The organism is Solidesulfovibrio carbinoliphilus subsp. oakridgensis (assembly GCF_000177215.2).
Taxonomy (GTDB): Bacteria; Desulfobacterota; Desulfovibrionia; order Desulfovibrionales; family Desulfovibrionaceae; genus Solidesulfovibrio; species Solidesulfovibrio carbinoliphilus.
Map to the genome: position 1 here is coordinate 673,341 of NZ_CM001368.1, position 15,698 is coordinate 689,038.

The window sequence follows — 15,698 nt, forward strand, 5'->3', positions numbered from 1 at the left end:
TTCAATGGGACGAACCATAATCCAGTTCGAAATCGATCAGTTCCCGGCCGCGGGCAACCGCCCGTTCTTCGGTATCTCCGGCCACGCCCAGATGGGACACCAGCCGGCCCGAACCGTCACGGATATCGGCGGCGAACGAGGCGCAATAGTCGCCACGCGGCGTCAGTTCGATCGAATATCCCTTGTAACCATGTTGCAAGCTGTGCATCATCGAACTCGCCTCCTCGGGCTTTCTCTCCTCTCTTCATGAAAATAATAATCAGTATCTTTTGACTGGCAAGGCCATGGCCGGGCCTGCGCGCACGTGGCCAGACGACAGATGGAAATCCGTCTCGCCGGGTTCCCCGCACCCAGGCGTGAACTCGCCTTGAAGTTCGCTGCCCGCAGTTGCCTCGAGTCTGTCCCCGCGTTCGTCCCGGGCCGGCAAAGAGGGCGAAAGCCGCCATGGGACGTTCCGGGAGAAAACCCGCAGGCGAGATTTGGCCGCTGGGCTTTTTGCCCGTCGCAACAATGCTGATGCCGCCGGAACTCTTTCCAAAAATGGAAAAAAGAACGCCGCCCCATGGAGAGGTGGGGCGGCGTATGGTCCGCGTCCTGAGAGGGGAGGGCGGCGCGGACCAAAGAGGAGAACGGCGGATTGTCAGGGAGAGAGCCCCAGGCCGCGCCGGTCTTGGCTAGTCTTCCACCTTGCCGATGGTGGTCACGCAACAGATTTTGTCCCAAGAATAATAGGTGTTGCGGGTTTCTTCCCCGGCCTTCTGGGTGATCCGCACAAACTCGTCGCCAAGAAAGAGAGTGGCGCTTTCGAACACGGTGCCGTCGTTGATCTGTATTTTCACCCCCTTGCGCAGCTTGCGGGAGAGGGTGCCATGGACCGGGGAGGAGGCGTATTCAAACACTTTTTCCAGCGTCGATTTCTGCATTTTTGGCTCCTTTTGACAAAAAAGATAAAATCGGATGTGGAACTCATTGCGCGATTCCGAGGCAAATTGCAAATACAAAAATGTAATTTTGGGAGCGGATGATAGGCAAGAAAATAAGGTACCGAAAATATAATGTTATAATAATATGTTGCCGTGATGGGTGTGCCGGCTGGCGGAAAAGAGGAGCCCAGGAAACGGGTGCCGGCCGCGTTGGATCAAGGAAGGGTACGAAAAAGGCGGTCCGCAGGGACCGCCTGAAAAGGAGGGCAGGGAGCAAGACTTTGCATGAGCATCGGCCGCGTTCCGCAAGTCCGGCCCCGGCACCACGGCCGTTGCGGCCCGGGCCGAAGGCACCGGAGCGCGGGCGCCGGTCGGGTCTCTTATTCTTCCTTGGTTTCGGGACGCATGGACAGAACCGGCGCCTTGGCCGTCTTGATGACCTTCTCGGCCACGGAGCCGAAGAGAATCTTGTCGATGCCCTTGCGGCCGTGGGTGCCGAGCACGATCAGGTCCGCGCCCACCTCCTCGGCAACGCTCACGATCTCCTCGGCCGCGTAGCCGGACACGACCCGGCTTTCGACGGTGACGCCCTGGAAGTATTCCTTGACGAAGGAGTCCATGGTGTCCTTGGCGCCGCTCACGATACCCGTGACAAAATCGTCGATGTAGCTGGCCTGGACATGGAACTCCACATACTGGGTCAGGGACGGGGCCACGTACAGGGCCACGATCCTGGCACCGCAGGCCTCGGCCAGGCTCCGGGCGTATTCGGCCACCTTGGGGCTCACTTCGGAAAAATCCAGGGCGCATACGATGGTCTTGATCTGGACCATGGCTTTTGCTCCTCACGGGTTGCGGGTTGATGGCCGAAAAAAGATACCACGGGGCGTGGCAAAGCGAAAGAAGCTTTTCGTGGCGGCCTGTTAGGCCCGGCGCAGAACCCGTTTCTGGCGGAACCGCTCGATGGGGTCGGCAACCAGCCGATTGAGCGCCAGGCAAAAAAGGATGGTGGCTCCCAGGGCGAGGACCGGCAGATGCCGTTTGCCGAAAAAATACTCCACCACCATGATGACGGTCCAGTGGGAAATGTAGATGGGGTAGGAAAGCTCGCCGAGGGCCCGGTCGAACCGCATCTTTTGGGTCAAGAGGAAAAGAAAAGGGATCGAGGCCACGGTCGCGGCATAGAGATAGAACTCCTTGCCCAGGGCTCCGGGAAAAAACTGGAAGAAAACGATGCCGGAAAGGTACAGGCCGCTCACCGTCCAAAGAATCCGCCGGGGAATGGCCACGGTTTTAAGCGACGCGTACAGGCGGTAGGACAGGATGCCGCACAGGAAAAAGCCGAACTCGACCGGAAAAAAACGCTGCTTCCAGGGATCGAAGGGAAAGTGTCCGAGATAGACGCCGGCGCGCGCGGCCAGGCTCAGGGCGATCAGGCCGACCAGGAAGCCGGTTGTGCGGCGCACCAGCCACGGGGCCAGAAGGTAGAAGCACAATTCCAGGGAAATGGTCCAGGCCTGGGGAATGAGCAGGAAAAACCAGGCCGGCGTGGCCCGGTGCAGGGCGTCCCAGGCCAGGGACAGGGTGCCGGTGGCCGGGTCCAGGTGGGTGAAAAAAAGGAGGTCCTGGCCGAAGATGGTCAGGTTGGCCCCGGCCAGGGCCAGCAGGGCGGCCGGCGTCAGGTGCGGCAGCCAGGTCTGCCACGGCCCGAGCAAAAGCGCCGTGTGGGCGAATTTCATAAAGGCCAGCGACACGCCAAGCGAGACCAGGAGCACCACCCAGTAGACCGGGAAAAGCCGCAGCCAGCGGTTGGAATAGAAAAGGCGGCACCGGCCGGGACCGGTATATTTTTCCGACAGGATGAGGGCCATGTAAAAGCCCGAAATGATGAAAAAGACCTTGATGGCCACGTAGGCGTCGGTGAAGACCAGTCCGCAGATCGGGCCGGTGTGGTTGATGACCACGGTTGCGGCCAGGAGAAATCGCACGAGACCCATGATCCGCGTCTGCCTCGCCTTTGCCCGCCGCCTTCACGCCTGTCGGGTCGGGACAGGTGAAGAAGCCGACGGGAATATTGGGAAAAGATGGGAACCGACCGCCACAGGATGCCGCCCGGACCGCGCTCCACACGGTCCGGGCGACCGATGGCTATCCCTTGAGGGCCTTGGTGAGCTTTTCCTTGTCGTCGCTGAAAAGCTTGTAGTTGATGGCGTCTTCCATGGCCTGGAAGCTGGCCTCGATGACGTTGTGGGAAACGCCCACCGTCACCCACCGGCGCGACGCGTCCCCGGACTCCACCAGGACCCGGACGTGGGAAGCCGTGCCGCAGCCGCTCGGGGCGCAGTCGTCCAGGGCCTTGCCGGACAGGACCCGGACCTTGAAGTCCAAAAGCCGCATCTCGGCCAGGCGCGGATAGAAGCCGCGCAGGGCCTTGCGGATGGCCTTGTCCAGGGCGTTGACCGGCCCCCGGCCCGTGGCCGCCGTGTGCTTGACCCGGCCGCCCACCTTGATCATGACCGTGGCCTCGGTCATGGGCTCCTCGCGTTCGTAGGAGCTGTCGTCGAGGACCCGGAAGCGGGTGACCGTGAAATAGCTGCGGGCCCGGCCAAGGACGCGGTTCAGGAGCAGCTCGTAGGAGGCTTCAGCTGCGGTGTACTCGTAGCCCTCCGCCTCGCGCTCCTTGATGGTGGTCAAGAGCTCCAGCACGAAGGGATCGTTCTTGTCGAGGTCGAAGCCGAATTCCTTGGCCTTGTACAGGATGTTGCTCTGGCCGGACAGGTCGGACAGGAGCACCCGGCGGACGTTGCCCACGGCTTCGGGCGTGATGTGCTCGTAGGTCAGCGGGTTTTTGACCACGGCCGACACGTGGACCCCGCCCTTGTGGGCGAAAGCCCCGTCCCCGACGTAGGGCTGGTTGGAGGGGGGGGCCTGGTTGACCATCTCCGAGACGAAATGGGCCGTCGGGGTCAAAAGCGGCAGCTTGCCGGCGGGCAGGCATTCGAGGCCGAGCTTGAGACAAAGCGAGGGAATGATGGAGCACAGGTTGGCGTTGCCGCACCGCTCGCCGTAGCCGTTCACCGTGCCCTGGACCTGCACGGCCCCGAGGGCCACGGCTTCGATGGAGTTGGCCACGGCCAGGCCCGAATCGTTGTGGGTGTGGATGCCGAGTTTGGCCTCGGGCATGGCGGCGATCACGGCGCGCAGGATGTGGCGGAAATCGCCCGGCATGGTGCCGCCGTTGGTGTCGCAAAGGACCAGCACGTCGGCGCCGGCCTCGAAGGCCCGGGCGAGGACGGCCATGGCATAGTCGGGGTTGGCCTTGTAGCCGTCGAAGAAGTGTTCGGCGTCGAAAAAAAGCTCGCCCACGTGGGGCCGCAAAAAGGCCAGGGAATCGCCGACCAGCTCCAGATTCCGGGGGAGCGTGGTGCCGAGGGCGTCGGTCACGTGGATGTCCCAGGACTTGCCGAAAATGGTCACCACCGGGGCCCCGGAATCAAGGAGCGCCTTGAGGTTGGGATCGGTGGCCGCCGTGGCCCGATGGTTGTGGGTGCTGCCGAAGGCCGCGATCCGGGCGTTTTTCAGGTCGTAGTTCCGGATCTCCTGGAAAAAACGCTTGTCCGTGGGGTTCGATCCGGGCCAGCCGCCCTCGACATAGGCGACACCCAGTTCGTCGAGCCGAAGGGCAATGCGCAGCTTGTCCTCGGTGGTGAGGCTTATGTCCTGGGCCTGGGTCCCGTCGCGCAGGGTCGTGTCGTAGATAAAGACGCGTCGCATGGCTTTTTCCGGTTCCGTGCGGACGGGCCAGGGATGCCCTGGCCCGTCCGCCGGTTGGCTGCGGCTGCCGCTTCCCGGTTTCCCGGGCAACCGGCCGCGGCGGCGTTTTCGAAGGGGGCTGATCCGCCGGTCCGCGCCGTTTACGGGCAGGCCTTGGCCGGACCTTCGGACAGGCCGAAGGCGTCGTGCAGGGTGCGGACCGCGAGTTCCACGTATTTCTCCTCGATCAGGCAGGTAATCTTGATCTCGGAGGTCGCGATCATGAGAATGTTGATGTTCTCTTTTTTCAGCAGGGTGAACATGGTGGAAGCCACGCCCGAATGGCTGCGCATACCGACGCCGATGACCGAGACCTTGCAGACGTGGATGTCGTGTTGGATGTCCTCGCAGCCGATGACCGGGCGCAGGTGCTCGAGAATGGCCAGGGTCTTGTCGAGGTTGGCCCGGGAAATGGTGAAGGTCATGTCCGTGCGGCCGTCGCGTCCGGTGTTCTGGATGATCATGTCGACCAGGATGCCGGCCTCGGCGATGGGGGCGAAGATGGAGGCGGCCACGCCCGGCCGGTCCATGACGTTTCTGACCGTGATGCGGCACTGGTCCTTGTCGTAGGCGATTCCCGAAACCAGGACGTCTTCCATTTCCGTATCCTCCAAAGTGACCAGCGTGCCCGGATCGTCGGTGAAGGTCGAACGGACCCGGACCGGGACATTGAATTTCTTGGCCAGTTCCACTGACCGGATCTGCAAGACCTTGGCCCCCTGGCTCGAAAGCTCCAGCATCTCGTCATAGGAGATGCGGTCGAGCTTTCTGGCATTGCTGCACAGGTTCGGGTCGGTGGTGTAGACGCCGTTGACGTCGGTGTAGATTTCGCACACCTCCGCTTCCAGGGCGGCGGCCAGGGCCACGCCCGTGGTGTCGGAGCCGCCCCGGCCTAGCGTGGTCAGCCGGCCGTTGCAGTCGACCCCCTGAAAGCCGGCCACCACCAGGACGTCGTGGTCCTCGAGCATGGCTTTGACCCGCACGGTGTCGATGTCCATGATCCGGGCCCGGCTGAAATTGGAATTGGTGGTGATGGGAATCTGGAAGCCAAGCAGTGACCGGGCCCGCAGGCCGGCGTCCTTGGCCAGCATGGAGAAAAGAGCGACCGAGGCCTGCTCGCCCGTGGTCACCAGCACATCGAGTTCGGCCGGATCCGGGTTGGCGGAAAATTCCCTGGCCTGGGCCAGCAGCCGGTTGGTCACGCCGGACATGGCCGACAGGGCCACCACCAGCTTGTAGCCCTCGACATGGGCCTTCTGGACCCGGGCCAGGACGAGGCGCATCCGCTCCAGGCCCATGACCGATGTTCCGCCGTACTTTTGCACCAAAATTCGCATGAATGCCTCCAAGAAGGACCGGGAGGGCAAGGCCTCCCGGAGTGTCGTCACACCGCAAGGTCCGGGCAGGCGGCCACGAGGCCGTGAAGGGCCGCCCGGCCGCGCGGGCCGCAAGCCGACACCCGGCACCGCCTGCCGGTTTCGGCCGGCAGCCACTCGATCTCCAGGCGATCGGCGGGCACCAGTGTCCGGGGCAGGTATTCGGCCCATTCCACGGCCACGATGGCGTCCTGGTCGGCGGCCGCCTCCAGGTGCTCCTCCACGGACGGGTCGCCGCCCGCGATCCGGTAGAGGTCCACATGGCAGGTTTCGGGCCGTGTGGGATAGATGTTGACGAGGTTGAAGCTGGGGCTGGCCACCTCGGCGTCTTCCCCGCCGGGAAGGGCCTCGGCCAGGCCGCGAACGAGGGTGGTTTTGCCCGATCCGAGCCCGCCGCGCAAGAGCAGGGCCGCCCGCGTGCCCGGATCGGCCAGAAGCCGGGCCAGGGCGCGGCCAAGGGCCAGGGTGGCCGCCTCGTTCGGCAGCGAAAGCAGTATGGATGGGCTGGGATCCATTTCGCCGGGCTATTTCTTCTCCAGCAGGGTGCCCAGAATGTCGCGCATGCCGATGATGCCGACGACTTTGCCGGCGTCCACCACCGGGACGCTGTGGTAGCCCTTGTCGGTCATGAGCGAGGCCACCTCGTCGATGCCGGTCTCCGGAGCCACGGTGGCCGGGTTCCTGGTCATGGCGTGGGTGGCGGTAAGCGCCGACATCTTTTCCACTTCCCGGTCCAGGTCCTTCATGGACCCGAGCGGAATGAAGCCGTCGAGCAGGGAAAAGACCGAGGGCAGGGACAGCTTTTTCTGCTGGGCCACCAGATCGGCCTGGCACAGGATGCCGGTGAGGGCGCCTGCGGCGTTAAGGACCGGCACACCGTTGAATCCCCTGTCGAAAAGGAGCTTGGCGGCAACGCTGATTTCCGTGTCTTCGGTGATGGTGACGACGTCTGCGGTCATCACGTCCTTGGCTTTGAGCATGGTTACTCCGTCAGAGCTCCGGGCAGCATAGCGGCGATTTCCGAGGCCAGATTGCCTCGTATGGGATAGAGGGCGGCCAGGCGCGCGCCGCCGAGGCCATGCCAATACACTGCAAGGCAGGCGGCAAGCAAGGGGGAAAGGGGCCGGGAAAGCAGGTTGGCGGTGAGGCCCGAGAGCACGTCGCCGGAACCGCCGACCGCCAGGTTCGGCGCGACGACGGGACTGACGGCCACCTGGCCGTCCGAGGCGGCCACAACCGTGGCCGGCCCTTTGAGCACGGCCACGCAGCCGTAGCGGGTGGCGAGAGCCCGGGCCGAGGCCAGCCGATCCGCTTCCACGGCCGGGATATCGATCCCCAGGAGCCGGGCCGCCTCGCCCGGATGGGGGGTGATCACGGTCTCGGGGCCGAGTTTTGGAATCAGGTCCGGATTTTGGGCCAGGAAATACAGGCCGTCGGCATCGACCACCAGCCGGCAGGGCAGGGGGAGCAGGGCGTCCAGAAAGCCGGCCGTGTCCGGATGGCGGCCAAGACCCGGGCCCAGGGCCACGGCGTCGGCCCCGTGGACGAATTGCCGGACAGCCGCGGCGTCCCCAGGTCCGAAGTGGCCGCCCTCGCCCATGGGCATGGTCATGACGTCGGGGTAGCCGGCCTTGAGCGCGACCTCCGTCGCCCCGGGACAGGCCACGCTGACGAGGCCCGCGCCCGAGCGCAACGCACCCAGGGCGGCCAGAAGCGGGGCCCCGGTCAGGCCACGGCTCCCGCCGACCACCACCACCCGGCCGGCGCTGCCCTTGTGGAGCGTGGGGGAGACGGCCGGCAGGGCGTCCTTGATGCCCGGCGCGATGCGCCAGGCCCGACAGGGGTGCTTCTCCTGGACGAGTCGGGGAATGCCGATGTCCCGGACGAGCAGTTTGCCGACGTAGGGTGCGGCCTCGGCTGTGACCAGCCCGGTCTTGGCCGCCTCGAAGGTGACGGTGGCATGGGCCGTGACCGCCACGGGCTGTGGCCGGCCGGTCTCGCCGGAAAGGCCGGACGGGATGTCCAGGGAAAAGACGAAGGTCCGGTCCCGCAAGGTGTTTATCTTTTCGACCACGGCCGCCATGTCCGGCCGCAGTTCGCCGGCAAACCCGGTGCCGAGCAGGCCGTCGACCAGGATGTCCGGCGGATCGGCCCGGGAGAAGTCCACCTTGCCAAGGGGCGCCATGGCCAGCCCGAGCCTGGTCGCCACCCTGGCGTTATACCCGGCCGCGCCCTTATACCGGCCGCGCGGCCGATACAGCCCAATGGTCACCCGGGCCCCCCGGCCGTCCAGGTGCCGGGCCAGGGCCACCGCGTCGCCGCCGTTGTTGCCAGGGCCCGCCAGCAGCAGCACCGACTTGCCGCGAACATCCCCGACCTCGCCGACCAGGGCGTGCATGGCTTCTCTACTGGCGTTTTCCATGAGGGCCAGAAACGACAGGCCGCCCTCGCGCACGCTGGCCGCGTCCCAGGCCGTCATCTCGGCCGGTGTCGGCAAGGGGTCGAAGTACCGTTCGTCTTGCAGCATGGCCGTCTCCTTACTAAGAAAAGAATGCCTCCGGCGGCCGGGAGGGGCTAAGCCCCTCCCGGACCCTCCCTGCCTGGGTGGTGCGCCGGGCCTCCGGCCGGGCTTTGACGGCCGGAGGCCCGGCGCACCACCCGAACATGAAGTCTCCCAGAAGCGATAACCGCCTGTATAGAGATATTTTTTTGTCTCCCTTTCAGGGGGTCCGGGGGGGATGATCCCCCCCGGCCGCCGGAGGCATCTTCCTCTCCTCTCCCTCCATCACCACGACAGCGGCGGCGGTGGTGCGTTCGTGGGTGATGCTGACGTGCCAGACGGTGGCGCCGAGGGCGGCGGCCCGGACCAGGGCCGGTCCGGCCAGGGTCAGGGCCGGGCGGCCCTGGGCATCGGGCAGGATCTCCAGGTGGGAGAAGCCGATGCCCTGGGAAAAGCCGGTGCCGAGCGCCTTGACCGTGGCTTCCTTGGCCGCGAAGAGGCCGGCGAGGCGGGGGAGGGGACGGGCCGGCAGGAAGGCGCGCTCGGCCGGGGTGAGGATGCGGGCCAGGAAGCGGTCGCCGAAACGGGCCAGGGCGGCCTCCAGGCGGGCCAGTTCCACCAGGTCGATACCGACACCGACGATCACGGGGCACCCCTGCCGTCGCCGCTTTGCGATCCGTTCGTGCGCATTTTGCGAAGAGAAAGGGGATAGCGCATGGGCATGGAGAACAAGGGCACGCTTCGAAAGGCCGGCCTAGTCGGGAAAGGCGGCCACAATGGCGGCCATGGTGGATACGGCCTCGTGAAGGCCGGTCATGATGGCCCGGGCGATGATGCTGTGGCCGATGGAGTATTCGCTGATGCCGCTTGTGCCGGCAAAGGCGTGAATATTGTCGTAATCGAGGCCATGGCCGAGGTTGACGCCAAGGCCGGCCAGACGGGCTTCGGGGATGGCGGCCAGGAGCCGGTCGAGTTCGGCTTGGCGGATGGCCGGGGTGGCGGCGTCGGCGAAGGCGCCGGTGTGGAGTTCGACGTAGGCGGCGCCGACGGCGGCCGAGGCCGCGATCTGATGCGCGTCCGGGTCGATGAAAAGGCTGGTCGGGATGCCGGCCTTGGCCAGGTCGGCCACGAAGGACCGAAGCTCGTCTTCCCGGCCGGCCACGCCAAGGCCGCCCTCGGTGGTCAGCTCCTGGCGCTTTTCCGGCACCAGGCAGACCATGTGGGGTTTGAGTTCCAGGGCGATGGCCCGCATCTCGTCGGTGGCGGCCATTTCCAGGTGCAGCCGCGTCTTTATGGTCTGGCGCAGAAGGCGGACGTCGCGGTCCTGGATGTGGCGGCGGTCCTCGCGCAGGTGGACGATGATGGCCCGGGCCCCGGCCAGTTCGGCCAGGGCGGCGGCGGTGACGGGATCGGGGTTCGGGGCGAGGCGCGCCTGACGGACGGTGGCCACGTGGTCGACGTTGACCGCAAGCAGGGGCATGGCGGACTCCTTGAATATGTTGCTTTCACGGTAAGCCTTTTGGAAAATCCAGGCAACCGGTGGGCCCGCCGCATGGATTGTTGACAAACGTCCGACCAATCCGTAAGTGCGAATCCACTTTCTCCGATTCCGGGGCATTGCCGCCACGCGGCCGTTTCCGCCCCTTCCCCCGAAGACGTTTTCCGTCGCCGGGGGGAAACCCTAACAACGAGTACAGGTATGAATCTTTGTATCGTAGGCACCGGTTACGTCGGTCTGGTGAGCGCCGCCTGCTTCGCCGAGATGGGCAATGATGTGTGCTGTGTGGACATCAATCCCGCCATCGTCGAAAATCTGCGCCAGGGCAAAATCCACATCTACGAGCCGGGACTCGATGAACTGGTCAAACGCAACGTGGCCGAAGGCCGTCTGCGTTTCACCACCAAGGTGTCGGAGGGCATGGAGAACGCGCTGTTCGTGTTCATCACCGTCGGCACCCCGCCCCGCGAGGACGGCTCCTGCGACCTTTCGTTTGTCTATCAGGTGGCCCGCGATATCGGCGCCCATATGACGGATTACAAGATCGTGGTGGACAAATCCACCGTGCCGGTCGGCACGGCCGACGAGGTCCGCAAGCTCATTGGCGAGGAACTCAAAAAACGCGGCGAACTGTTCGAGTACGACGTGGTCTCCAACCCCGAGTTCCTCAAGGAAGGCGACGCCATCAACGACTTTTTCAAGCCCGACCGGGTGGTCGTCGGCACGGACAATGTCCGCACCGGCGAACTGCTGAAGGCGCTCTACGCGCCCTACGCCCGCAGTCGGGAAAAAGTCATCGTCATGAGCGTGCGCTCGGCCGAAATGACCAAGTATGCGGCCAACTGCATGCTGGCCACCAAGATTTCCTTCATCAACGAAGTGGCCAACATCTGCGAGCAGGTCGGTGCCGACGTGCGCGAAGTGCGCATGGGCATCGGTTCGGACCACCGCATCGGCTACCAATTCATCTACCCGGGCCTGGGCTACGGCGGCTCGTGCTTCCCCAAGGATGTCAAGGCGCTCATCGACACCGCCCGGCAGTACAAGTTCGAGCCCGAGCTCCTGGCTGCGGTCGACGAGGTCAACAAGCGCCAGAAGCACACCCTGAGCCGCAAGATCGAAGCCTACTTCGAGCCGCAGGGCGGCCTCAAGGGCAAGACGCTGGCTCTCTGGGGCCTGGCGTTTAAGGCCAACACCGACGATGTGCGCGAGGCCTCGGCCTTCGAGCTCATCAAGGACGTCACGGCCAAGGGCATGCGCGTGGTGGCCTTCGACCCGGTCGCCGGCCCCAACACGCGTGAACACTTCAAGGGCAACGAGCTGCTGACCGTCGTGGACGAGCAGTACGCCGTGCTTGAGAAGGCCGATTGCCTGGCCGTGGTCACGGAATGGAACCAGTTCCGCAACCCGGATTTCGGGCGCATCAAGAAAATGCTCAAGGCCCCGATCATCTTCGACGGCCGCAACCTCTATTCGCCCCAGCTCCTGGCCGATCTCGGCATGGTCTACTTCTGCATCGGCCGCCGGACCCCCAAGGCCTAGGCATCCGATTTTCACAGTACCGCAGAGGGAGGATGGGCGACCGTCCTCCCTTTTTTGCGTCCATGGACCGACGAGGCAGGGGGGAGCGACCCTACGCGGCAACCGGTTCGGCAGGTGATCGGGACGTGAGCAAGGAAGCGGAGCCGCCATGACACAGACGGCCCCGCGAGGGGGACACAAAAAAACAGGCTTTGGGAAGGAGAAAAAATCCCCGCCGGCGGTGGGAACGCGGCAGGGAAAGGCGGTCTGGCCGGGGTTAGCGGCCGCCTTCCAGGGTGCGGCGGCAGGAACGCAGCATCAGTTCCTGCAGGATCACCCGTTCGTATTCCAGGGAATGCTCGGCCTCGGAGCTTTCCTCTTCCACGAGGATGCGTTCAAGATACTGGGTTTCCTCCCAGAAATCGAGAAGCTCGTCATCCCCGAGGTTCTTGATCTGGTCTTCCAGGGGAAACTGGCCGGAATCAGGCAAAAATTGGCCCATGGGGCGGGACTCCTTCAAACAGGGGGCTTGGCGGTGTTTTCGCCGTGTAAACGGCCGGGCCGGTTTTGGCAATGCCTAATTTCCCGCCGTTTCCGGGACATTGTCCCCGGTCCCGGAGGCCAGGGCGCGGGGGACGGAGCCTTCGGCCAGGCAGGCGGCCGGGGGTGCGGCCATGCGCACCAGGCCGTTTATGACCGCGCCGTCTTCGATAACCAGGACCGGGGAGGCCAGGTTGCCGCGCAGGTTGGCGGTCTTGTGCAGGACCACGCGCCGGGCGGCTTCCACATTGCCGACGATCCGGCCGCTGGCCACCAGTTCGGCCACGCGGATGCGGCCTTCCACGTAGCCTTCCTCGCCAAGCACCAGCATGCCGTCGGAAACGATGTCGCCGATGACGCCGCCGTCGATGCGCACGATGCCCTGGAAATTGAATTGGCCGTGGTACTGGGTGCCGGCCCCCAGAAAAGCCGAGATGGCGTCATGGCGGGGCTTTTTTTTCGTGGAGCGTCCAAACATGCGGTTGGTCCTTGACGGGGCCGGCGGCTGTCCTCGGAGCGGCTAGTAGTGGGGATTGGCCTGGCGGTTGATTTCGATGTTGAGCTGGATGAGGCGGGCGTTTATCTGCTGGATCCGGCCGATGTTCTCGCCGTATTTGTCGGTCAGGGAGCGTTTTTCCTCTTCGAGTTGGTACCGTTCCACTTCCTGGGCGCTGGCCCCGGGCCCGGGAACGGGATTTTCGGCCTGAGGCATGGGCGGCGGGGTGGTTTTTTTCTTGCACCCCACGGTAAAGGGCATGGCGGCCCCAAGCAGGCAGACAAGTCCTATGGCCAGCAGACGTCTCATGGCGTCCCTTTTTCTGCGAGCAGAGGCTCGGCCGGTATCGCCCGGGAAACCGGGTCGGTTTCCGGGCTCCGGATGTCATGGAACCTGGCTGACATCCGTTTCTTGTGAATCGGTTTCCACGACCATACGGGGTTGCGGCTTTGGCCGCAATGGGCAACGGCGTCGGCGCCTGCCCGGCCTCAGTCCCCGCCCGCGGCCGCGATGGCGCCGCCTGACGGGTCGATGCCTTCGACGATGCGGACCTCGCGCTGGGGGAAGGGGATCTCGATGCCTTCCTCGCGAAACCGCCGGTTGATGGCGAACCGGATGTCGGAGGTGGTCGAAAGCCCGGCCGAGACGTCATCCACCCAGAAAAAGAGTTTGAAATCAAGGGAACTCTCGCCGAAATTGAGAAACTGCACCGACGGCTCGGGCTGTGCCAGCACATGGGGCTGGTTGCGAACCGCTTCGAGAAGGATCTCGCGGACCCGGTCGGTGTCCGAGCCGTAGGCCACACCCACGGCAATTTCCCGGCGCACGGTCGGGTCCCGGTGGGTCCAGTTGACGAGCTTGCCGGCGATGAGGTCCGAATTGGGGACAAAGAGCGTGGCGTTGTCAAAGGTCTGGACGACGGTGTTTCGGATGTTGACCTTTCGGACCTGGCCCCAGGTGGCGTCGATCTGGATGGTGTCCCCGGCCTGGATGGAACGGCCAAAAAGAAGGATCAGGCCGGCCACGAAGTTGTTGACGATGTTTTGCAGGCCAAAGCCGATGCCGACGGACAGACCGCCAGCCACGACCGCCAGGCTCGTAAAGGAAAAGCCAAGGAGGAACAGGGCGAAGAGAACGTAGATGCCCCAGAAGAGATAGCGGCTCGTGGTGTCGAGCACGTCGCGCACGCCCGGATCGACGCCGGGCCGCAGGCGCGGCAGGTCCCGGATGAACGACTGGACGGCGCTCAGGCTCGATCGGGTCAGGAAAAAGCCGGTGAGGATAAGGGCCAGCCGGCCAAGGGTCACGCTGACGTCGCCCACGGCCACGGTAAAGGACACGGCTTCCAGAAACATGTCCTGGCCGCCGAGCTCTGTCGAAAACCAGTAGAGGACAAGAAAGAACAGCGACAGGAAAATGAGCGGAAACCCGAGGCCCGAGACGACGGACTGCGTGACGACCGAAGTTCCCTCGCGGGCCGCCCGGGCCTGCCATTCGGACACCGCGGCGGACAGGCCCGATCCCGTCTGGACTGCGGCCAGGAGCAGAAACCAGCCGGCCAGGGCCAGGACGGACAGGTGCTGCCAGCCCAGGGCCGCCATGACGAGCAGGGCCACAGCCATGGCCGGGGTCAGGCGGCAGGCCAGCCGCAGCGGGCCGGTCTGATGCGGGGCCGCCTGGCGGGAAAGCTCGAAAAAGAGGAACAAAAGGCTCATCCAGACGGCGGTCAGGGCCGGCTCGGGCAGGTCCGCGATCTGGAGCAAAAGACCCAGCGAAAACATGCCCCACAAAAGGCGCAGGGGATTTCGCGGCCGGCTGTCGCCCACCTGGGTGGCGGACTTGGCCAGGAACCAGGAGAAGACGGCCAGTCCGGCGGCGAGCAGGATTTCGGCCAGGGCGTTTAAGATTTCCTGGAGCATGAGCGGCGCGCCCGCGGCCGTCCAGTGGAGGATGACGCCAAGACCGGCCAGGAGCCAGACGCGGCGCAGTTGGCCAAGGCCCGCAAAGGCGGGGTAGCGGCGACGCAGGCGCAGGGCGGCCACCAGATCGGCCAGCAGGAGCACGGCCAACCCCACGCCGGCCTTGACCCCGAGGCCGGCGACGCGGGCGGCGTCCGGGCCGTGGGCCAGGGAGGCGAGCATGGTGCCGTTGGACTTGGCCCACAGTTGCAGGCGTTGCCGCAGTTCGCCCCAGGCCTTGAGGGAGAAAAGCTCGGTCGTCGGGGTGAAGTAGTAGCTCTTCCAGGCCTTGGGGATTTTCTGGCGCAGGCCCTCGTCGGTGGCGTTCAGGCCGGCCAGAAAGTCCTTGGCCGGGGCCAGCTCTTTTTCGAGCGTGGCTTTGACGCTCGACAGGTTGCCCCGCACCCCCTTGATGTAGCGCAGGAAGTAGTTGAGCGCTTCGGCGATTTCGGGTTCCGGGTCGTCGTCCAGGCGCTTGGCGAATTCCTCCTTGAGGGAATCGAGGCGCACCGCGATCTTGTCGAGCTCGTCGCGGCTTTCCTGGAACGGGGCCAGGAGCGTTTCCGTGGACCGCCGGATGCGGCCCAGGTCCCCGAGGACCGCCCGCAGCTCCCAGGGGTTGCCCCCGGACAGGCTGATGATCAGGTTCAACTCATCGAGCTTGCCTTCGAGGGCCGACAGGTCGGACCGGAATTTGCGCACGTTTTTGGGCAAAAGCCCTTCCATGGACTTGAAGCGCGAGGCCTGCTGCACCAGGGATTCCTGGTGGATGGACAAGAGGACCTGCCAGTCCTTGGGCTGGTCGGCCTCGGGTTCCGCCTTCTCGGGCGACTTGTCCCCGGCCTTGTCGGACGGGGTTTTGGCGGGTGCCGGGGCGACGGGCTGGGGCTTGGCCGGCGGGGGCGGGGCCTTGTCCGGGGCAGGGCCGACCGGGGCGGTGTCGGACGGGCCGGCATCCCCGGCCGGCGGCGCCTTGGCCGCGTCGGGCTGGGACGCGGCCAAGGCGGACAGGGACAGGCAAAGGCAAAGGAGCAGCCCGAAGGCGGCGGATTTCCAAAAACGGAGCATGGGAC

General features: G+C 65.0%; 16 protein-coding genes. 1 reads left to right on the forward strand and 15 read right to left on the reverse strand.

Going from position 1 to position 15,698, the window contains the following annotated elements:
• Position 1 precedes the first annotated feature (1 nt).
• The 11 genes from DFW101_RS02920 to DFW101_RS02970 form a co-directional block, all read right to left on the reverse strand.
• Positions 2 to 211, reverse strand: a complete 210-nt coding sequence (locus DFW101_RS02920; protein WP_009180039.1) for a hypothetical protein — start codon at positions 209 to 211, stop codon at positions 2 to 4.
• A 463-nt stretch (positions 212 to 674) separates the two neighbouring features.
• A complete protein-coding gene (locus DFW101_RS02925; RefSeq protein ID WP_009180040.1) occupies positions 675 to 923 on the reverse strand; it encodes a hypothetical protein in 249 nt (82 codons plus the stop codon).
• 380 nt (positions 924 to 1,303) lie between these two features.
• Positions 1,304 to 1,756, reverse strand: coding sequence for a universal stress protein (locus DFW101_RS02930; protein ID WP_009180041.1), 453 nt, complete (start codon positions 1,754 to 1,756; stop codon positions 1,304 to 1,306).
• Positions 1,757 to 1,846: 90 nt separating this feature from the next.
• Positions 1,847 to 2,920 carry an acyltransferase family protein gene (locus tag DFW101_RS02935; protein WP_009180042.1) on the reverse strand — a complete coding sequence of 358 codons (1,074 nt, stop codon included), beginning with the start codon at positions 2,918 to 2,920 and terminating at the stop codon, positions 1,847 to 1,849.
• A 151-nt stretch (positions 2,921 to 3,071) separates the two neighbouring features.
• On the reverse strand, positions 3,072 to 4,697 hold the full coding sequence (cimA, locus tag DFW101_RS02940; RefSeq protein ID WP_009180043.1) for a citramalate synthase: 1,626 nt from the start codon (positions 4,695 to 4,697) through the stop codon (positions 3,072 to 3,074).
• A gap of 140 nt (positions 4,698 to 4,837) precedes the next feature.
• Positions 4,838 to 6,073, reverse strand: coding sequence for an aspartate kinase (locus DFW101_RS02945; RefSeq protein ID WP_009180044.1), 1,236 nt, complete (start codon positions 6,071 to 6,073; stop codon positions 4,838 to 4,840).
• Positions 6,074 to 6,120: 47 nt separating this feature from the next.
• The gene (tsaE, locus tag DFW101_RS02950) at positions 6,121 to 6,627 is read right to left on the reverse strand and encodes a tRNA (adenosine(37)-N6)-threonylcarbamoyltransferase complex ATPase subunit type 1 TsaE (RefSeq protein ID WP_009180045.1); all 507 of its coding nucleotides are present in this window, start codon (positions 6,625 to 6,627) and stop codon (positions 6,121 to 6,123) included.
• A gap of 9 nt (positions 6,628 to 6,636) precedes the next feature.
• Positions 6,637 to 7,092, reverse strand: a complete 456-nt coding sequence (locus tag DFW101_RS02955; protein ID WP_009180046.1) for a CBS domain-containing protein — start codon at positions 7,090 to 7,092, stop codon at positions 6,637 to 6,639.
• Positions 7,093 to 7,094: 2 nt separating this feature from the next.
• A complete protein-coding gene (locus DFW101_RS02960; protein WP_009180047.1) occupies positions 7,095 to 8,639 on the reverse strand; it encodes a bifunctional ADP-dependent NAD(P)H-hydrate dehydratase/NAD(P)H-hydrate epimerase in 1,545 nt (514 codons plus the stop codon).
• A gap of 193 nt (positions 8,640 to 8,832) precedes the next feature.
• Positions 8,833 to 9,258 (reverse strand): holo-[acyl-carrier-protein] synthase, encoded by a 426-nt coding sequence (locus tag DFW101_RS02965; protein ID WP_009180048.1) that lies wholly within the window; start codon positions 9,256 to 9,258, stop codon positions 8,833 to 8,835.
• A 108-nt stretch (positions 9,259 to 9,366) separates the two neighbouring features.
• Positions 9,367 to 10,092 carry a pyridoxine 5'-phosphate synthase gene (locus DFW101_RS02970; RefSeq protein ID WP_009180049.1) on the reverse strand — a complete coding sequence of 242 codons (726 nt, stop codon included), beginning with the start codon at positions 10,090 to 10,092 and terminating at the stop codon, positions 9,367 to 9,369.
• A 219-nt stretch (positions 10,093 to 10,311) separates the two neighbouring features.
• On the opposite strand from DFW101_RS02970, the gene DFW101_RS02975 reads away from it, so the two are divergent.
• Positions 10,312 to 11,652 carry a UDP-glucose dehydrogenase family protein gene (locus DFW101_RS02975; RefSeq protein WP_009180050.1) on the forward strand — a complete coding sequence of 447 codons (1,341 nt, stop codon included), beginning with the start codon at positions 10,312 to 10,314 and terminating at the stop codon, positions 11,650 to 11,652.
• 256 nt (positions 11,653 to 11,908) lie between these two features.
• Here the strand turns inward: DFW101_RS02975 and DFW101_RS02980 are convergent, their stop codons facing one another.
• From DFW101_RS02980 to DFW101_RS02995, 4 genes are all read right to left on the reverse strand, one after another.
• Positions 11,909 to 12,133, reverse strand: a complete 225-nt coding sequence (locus DFW101_RS02980; RefSeq protein ID WP_009180051.1) for a hypothetical protein — start codon at positions 12,131 to 12,133, stop codon at positions 11,909 to 11,911.
• A gap of 75 nt (positions 12,134 to 12,208) precedes the next feature.
• Complete coding sequence (locus DFW101_RS02985; RefSeq protein ID WP_009180052.1) at positions 12,209 to 12,649, reverse strand: bactofilin family protein; 441 nt, start codon at positions 12,647 to 12,649, stop codon at positions 12,209 to 12,211.
• Positions 12,650 to 12,691: 42 nt separating this feature from the next.
• Positions 12,692 to 12,976: a hypothetical protein gene (locus DFW101_RS02990; protein WP_009180053.1), complete on the reverse strand. Its 285-nt coding sequence runs from the start codon at positions 12,974 to 12,976 to the stop codon at positions 12,692 to 12,694.
• A gap of 179 nt (positions 12,977 to 13,155) precedes the next feature.
• On the reverse strand, positions 13,156 to 15,693 hold the full coding sequence (locus tag DFW101_RS02995; RefSeq protein WP_009180054.1) for a mechanosensitive ion channel family protein: 2,538 nt from the start codon (positions 15,691 to 15,693) through the stop codon (positions 13,156 to 13,158).
• Positions 15,694 to 15,698 lie beyond the last annotated feature (5 nt).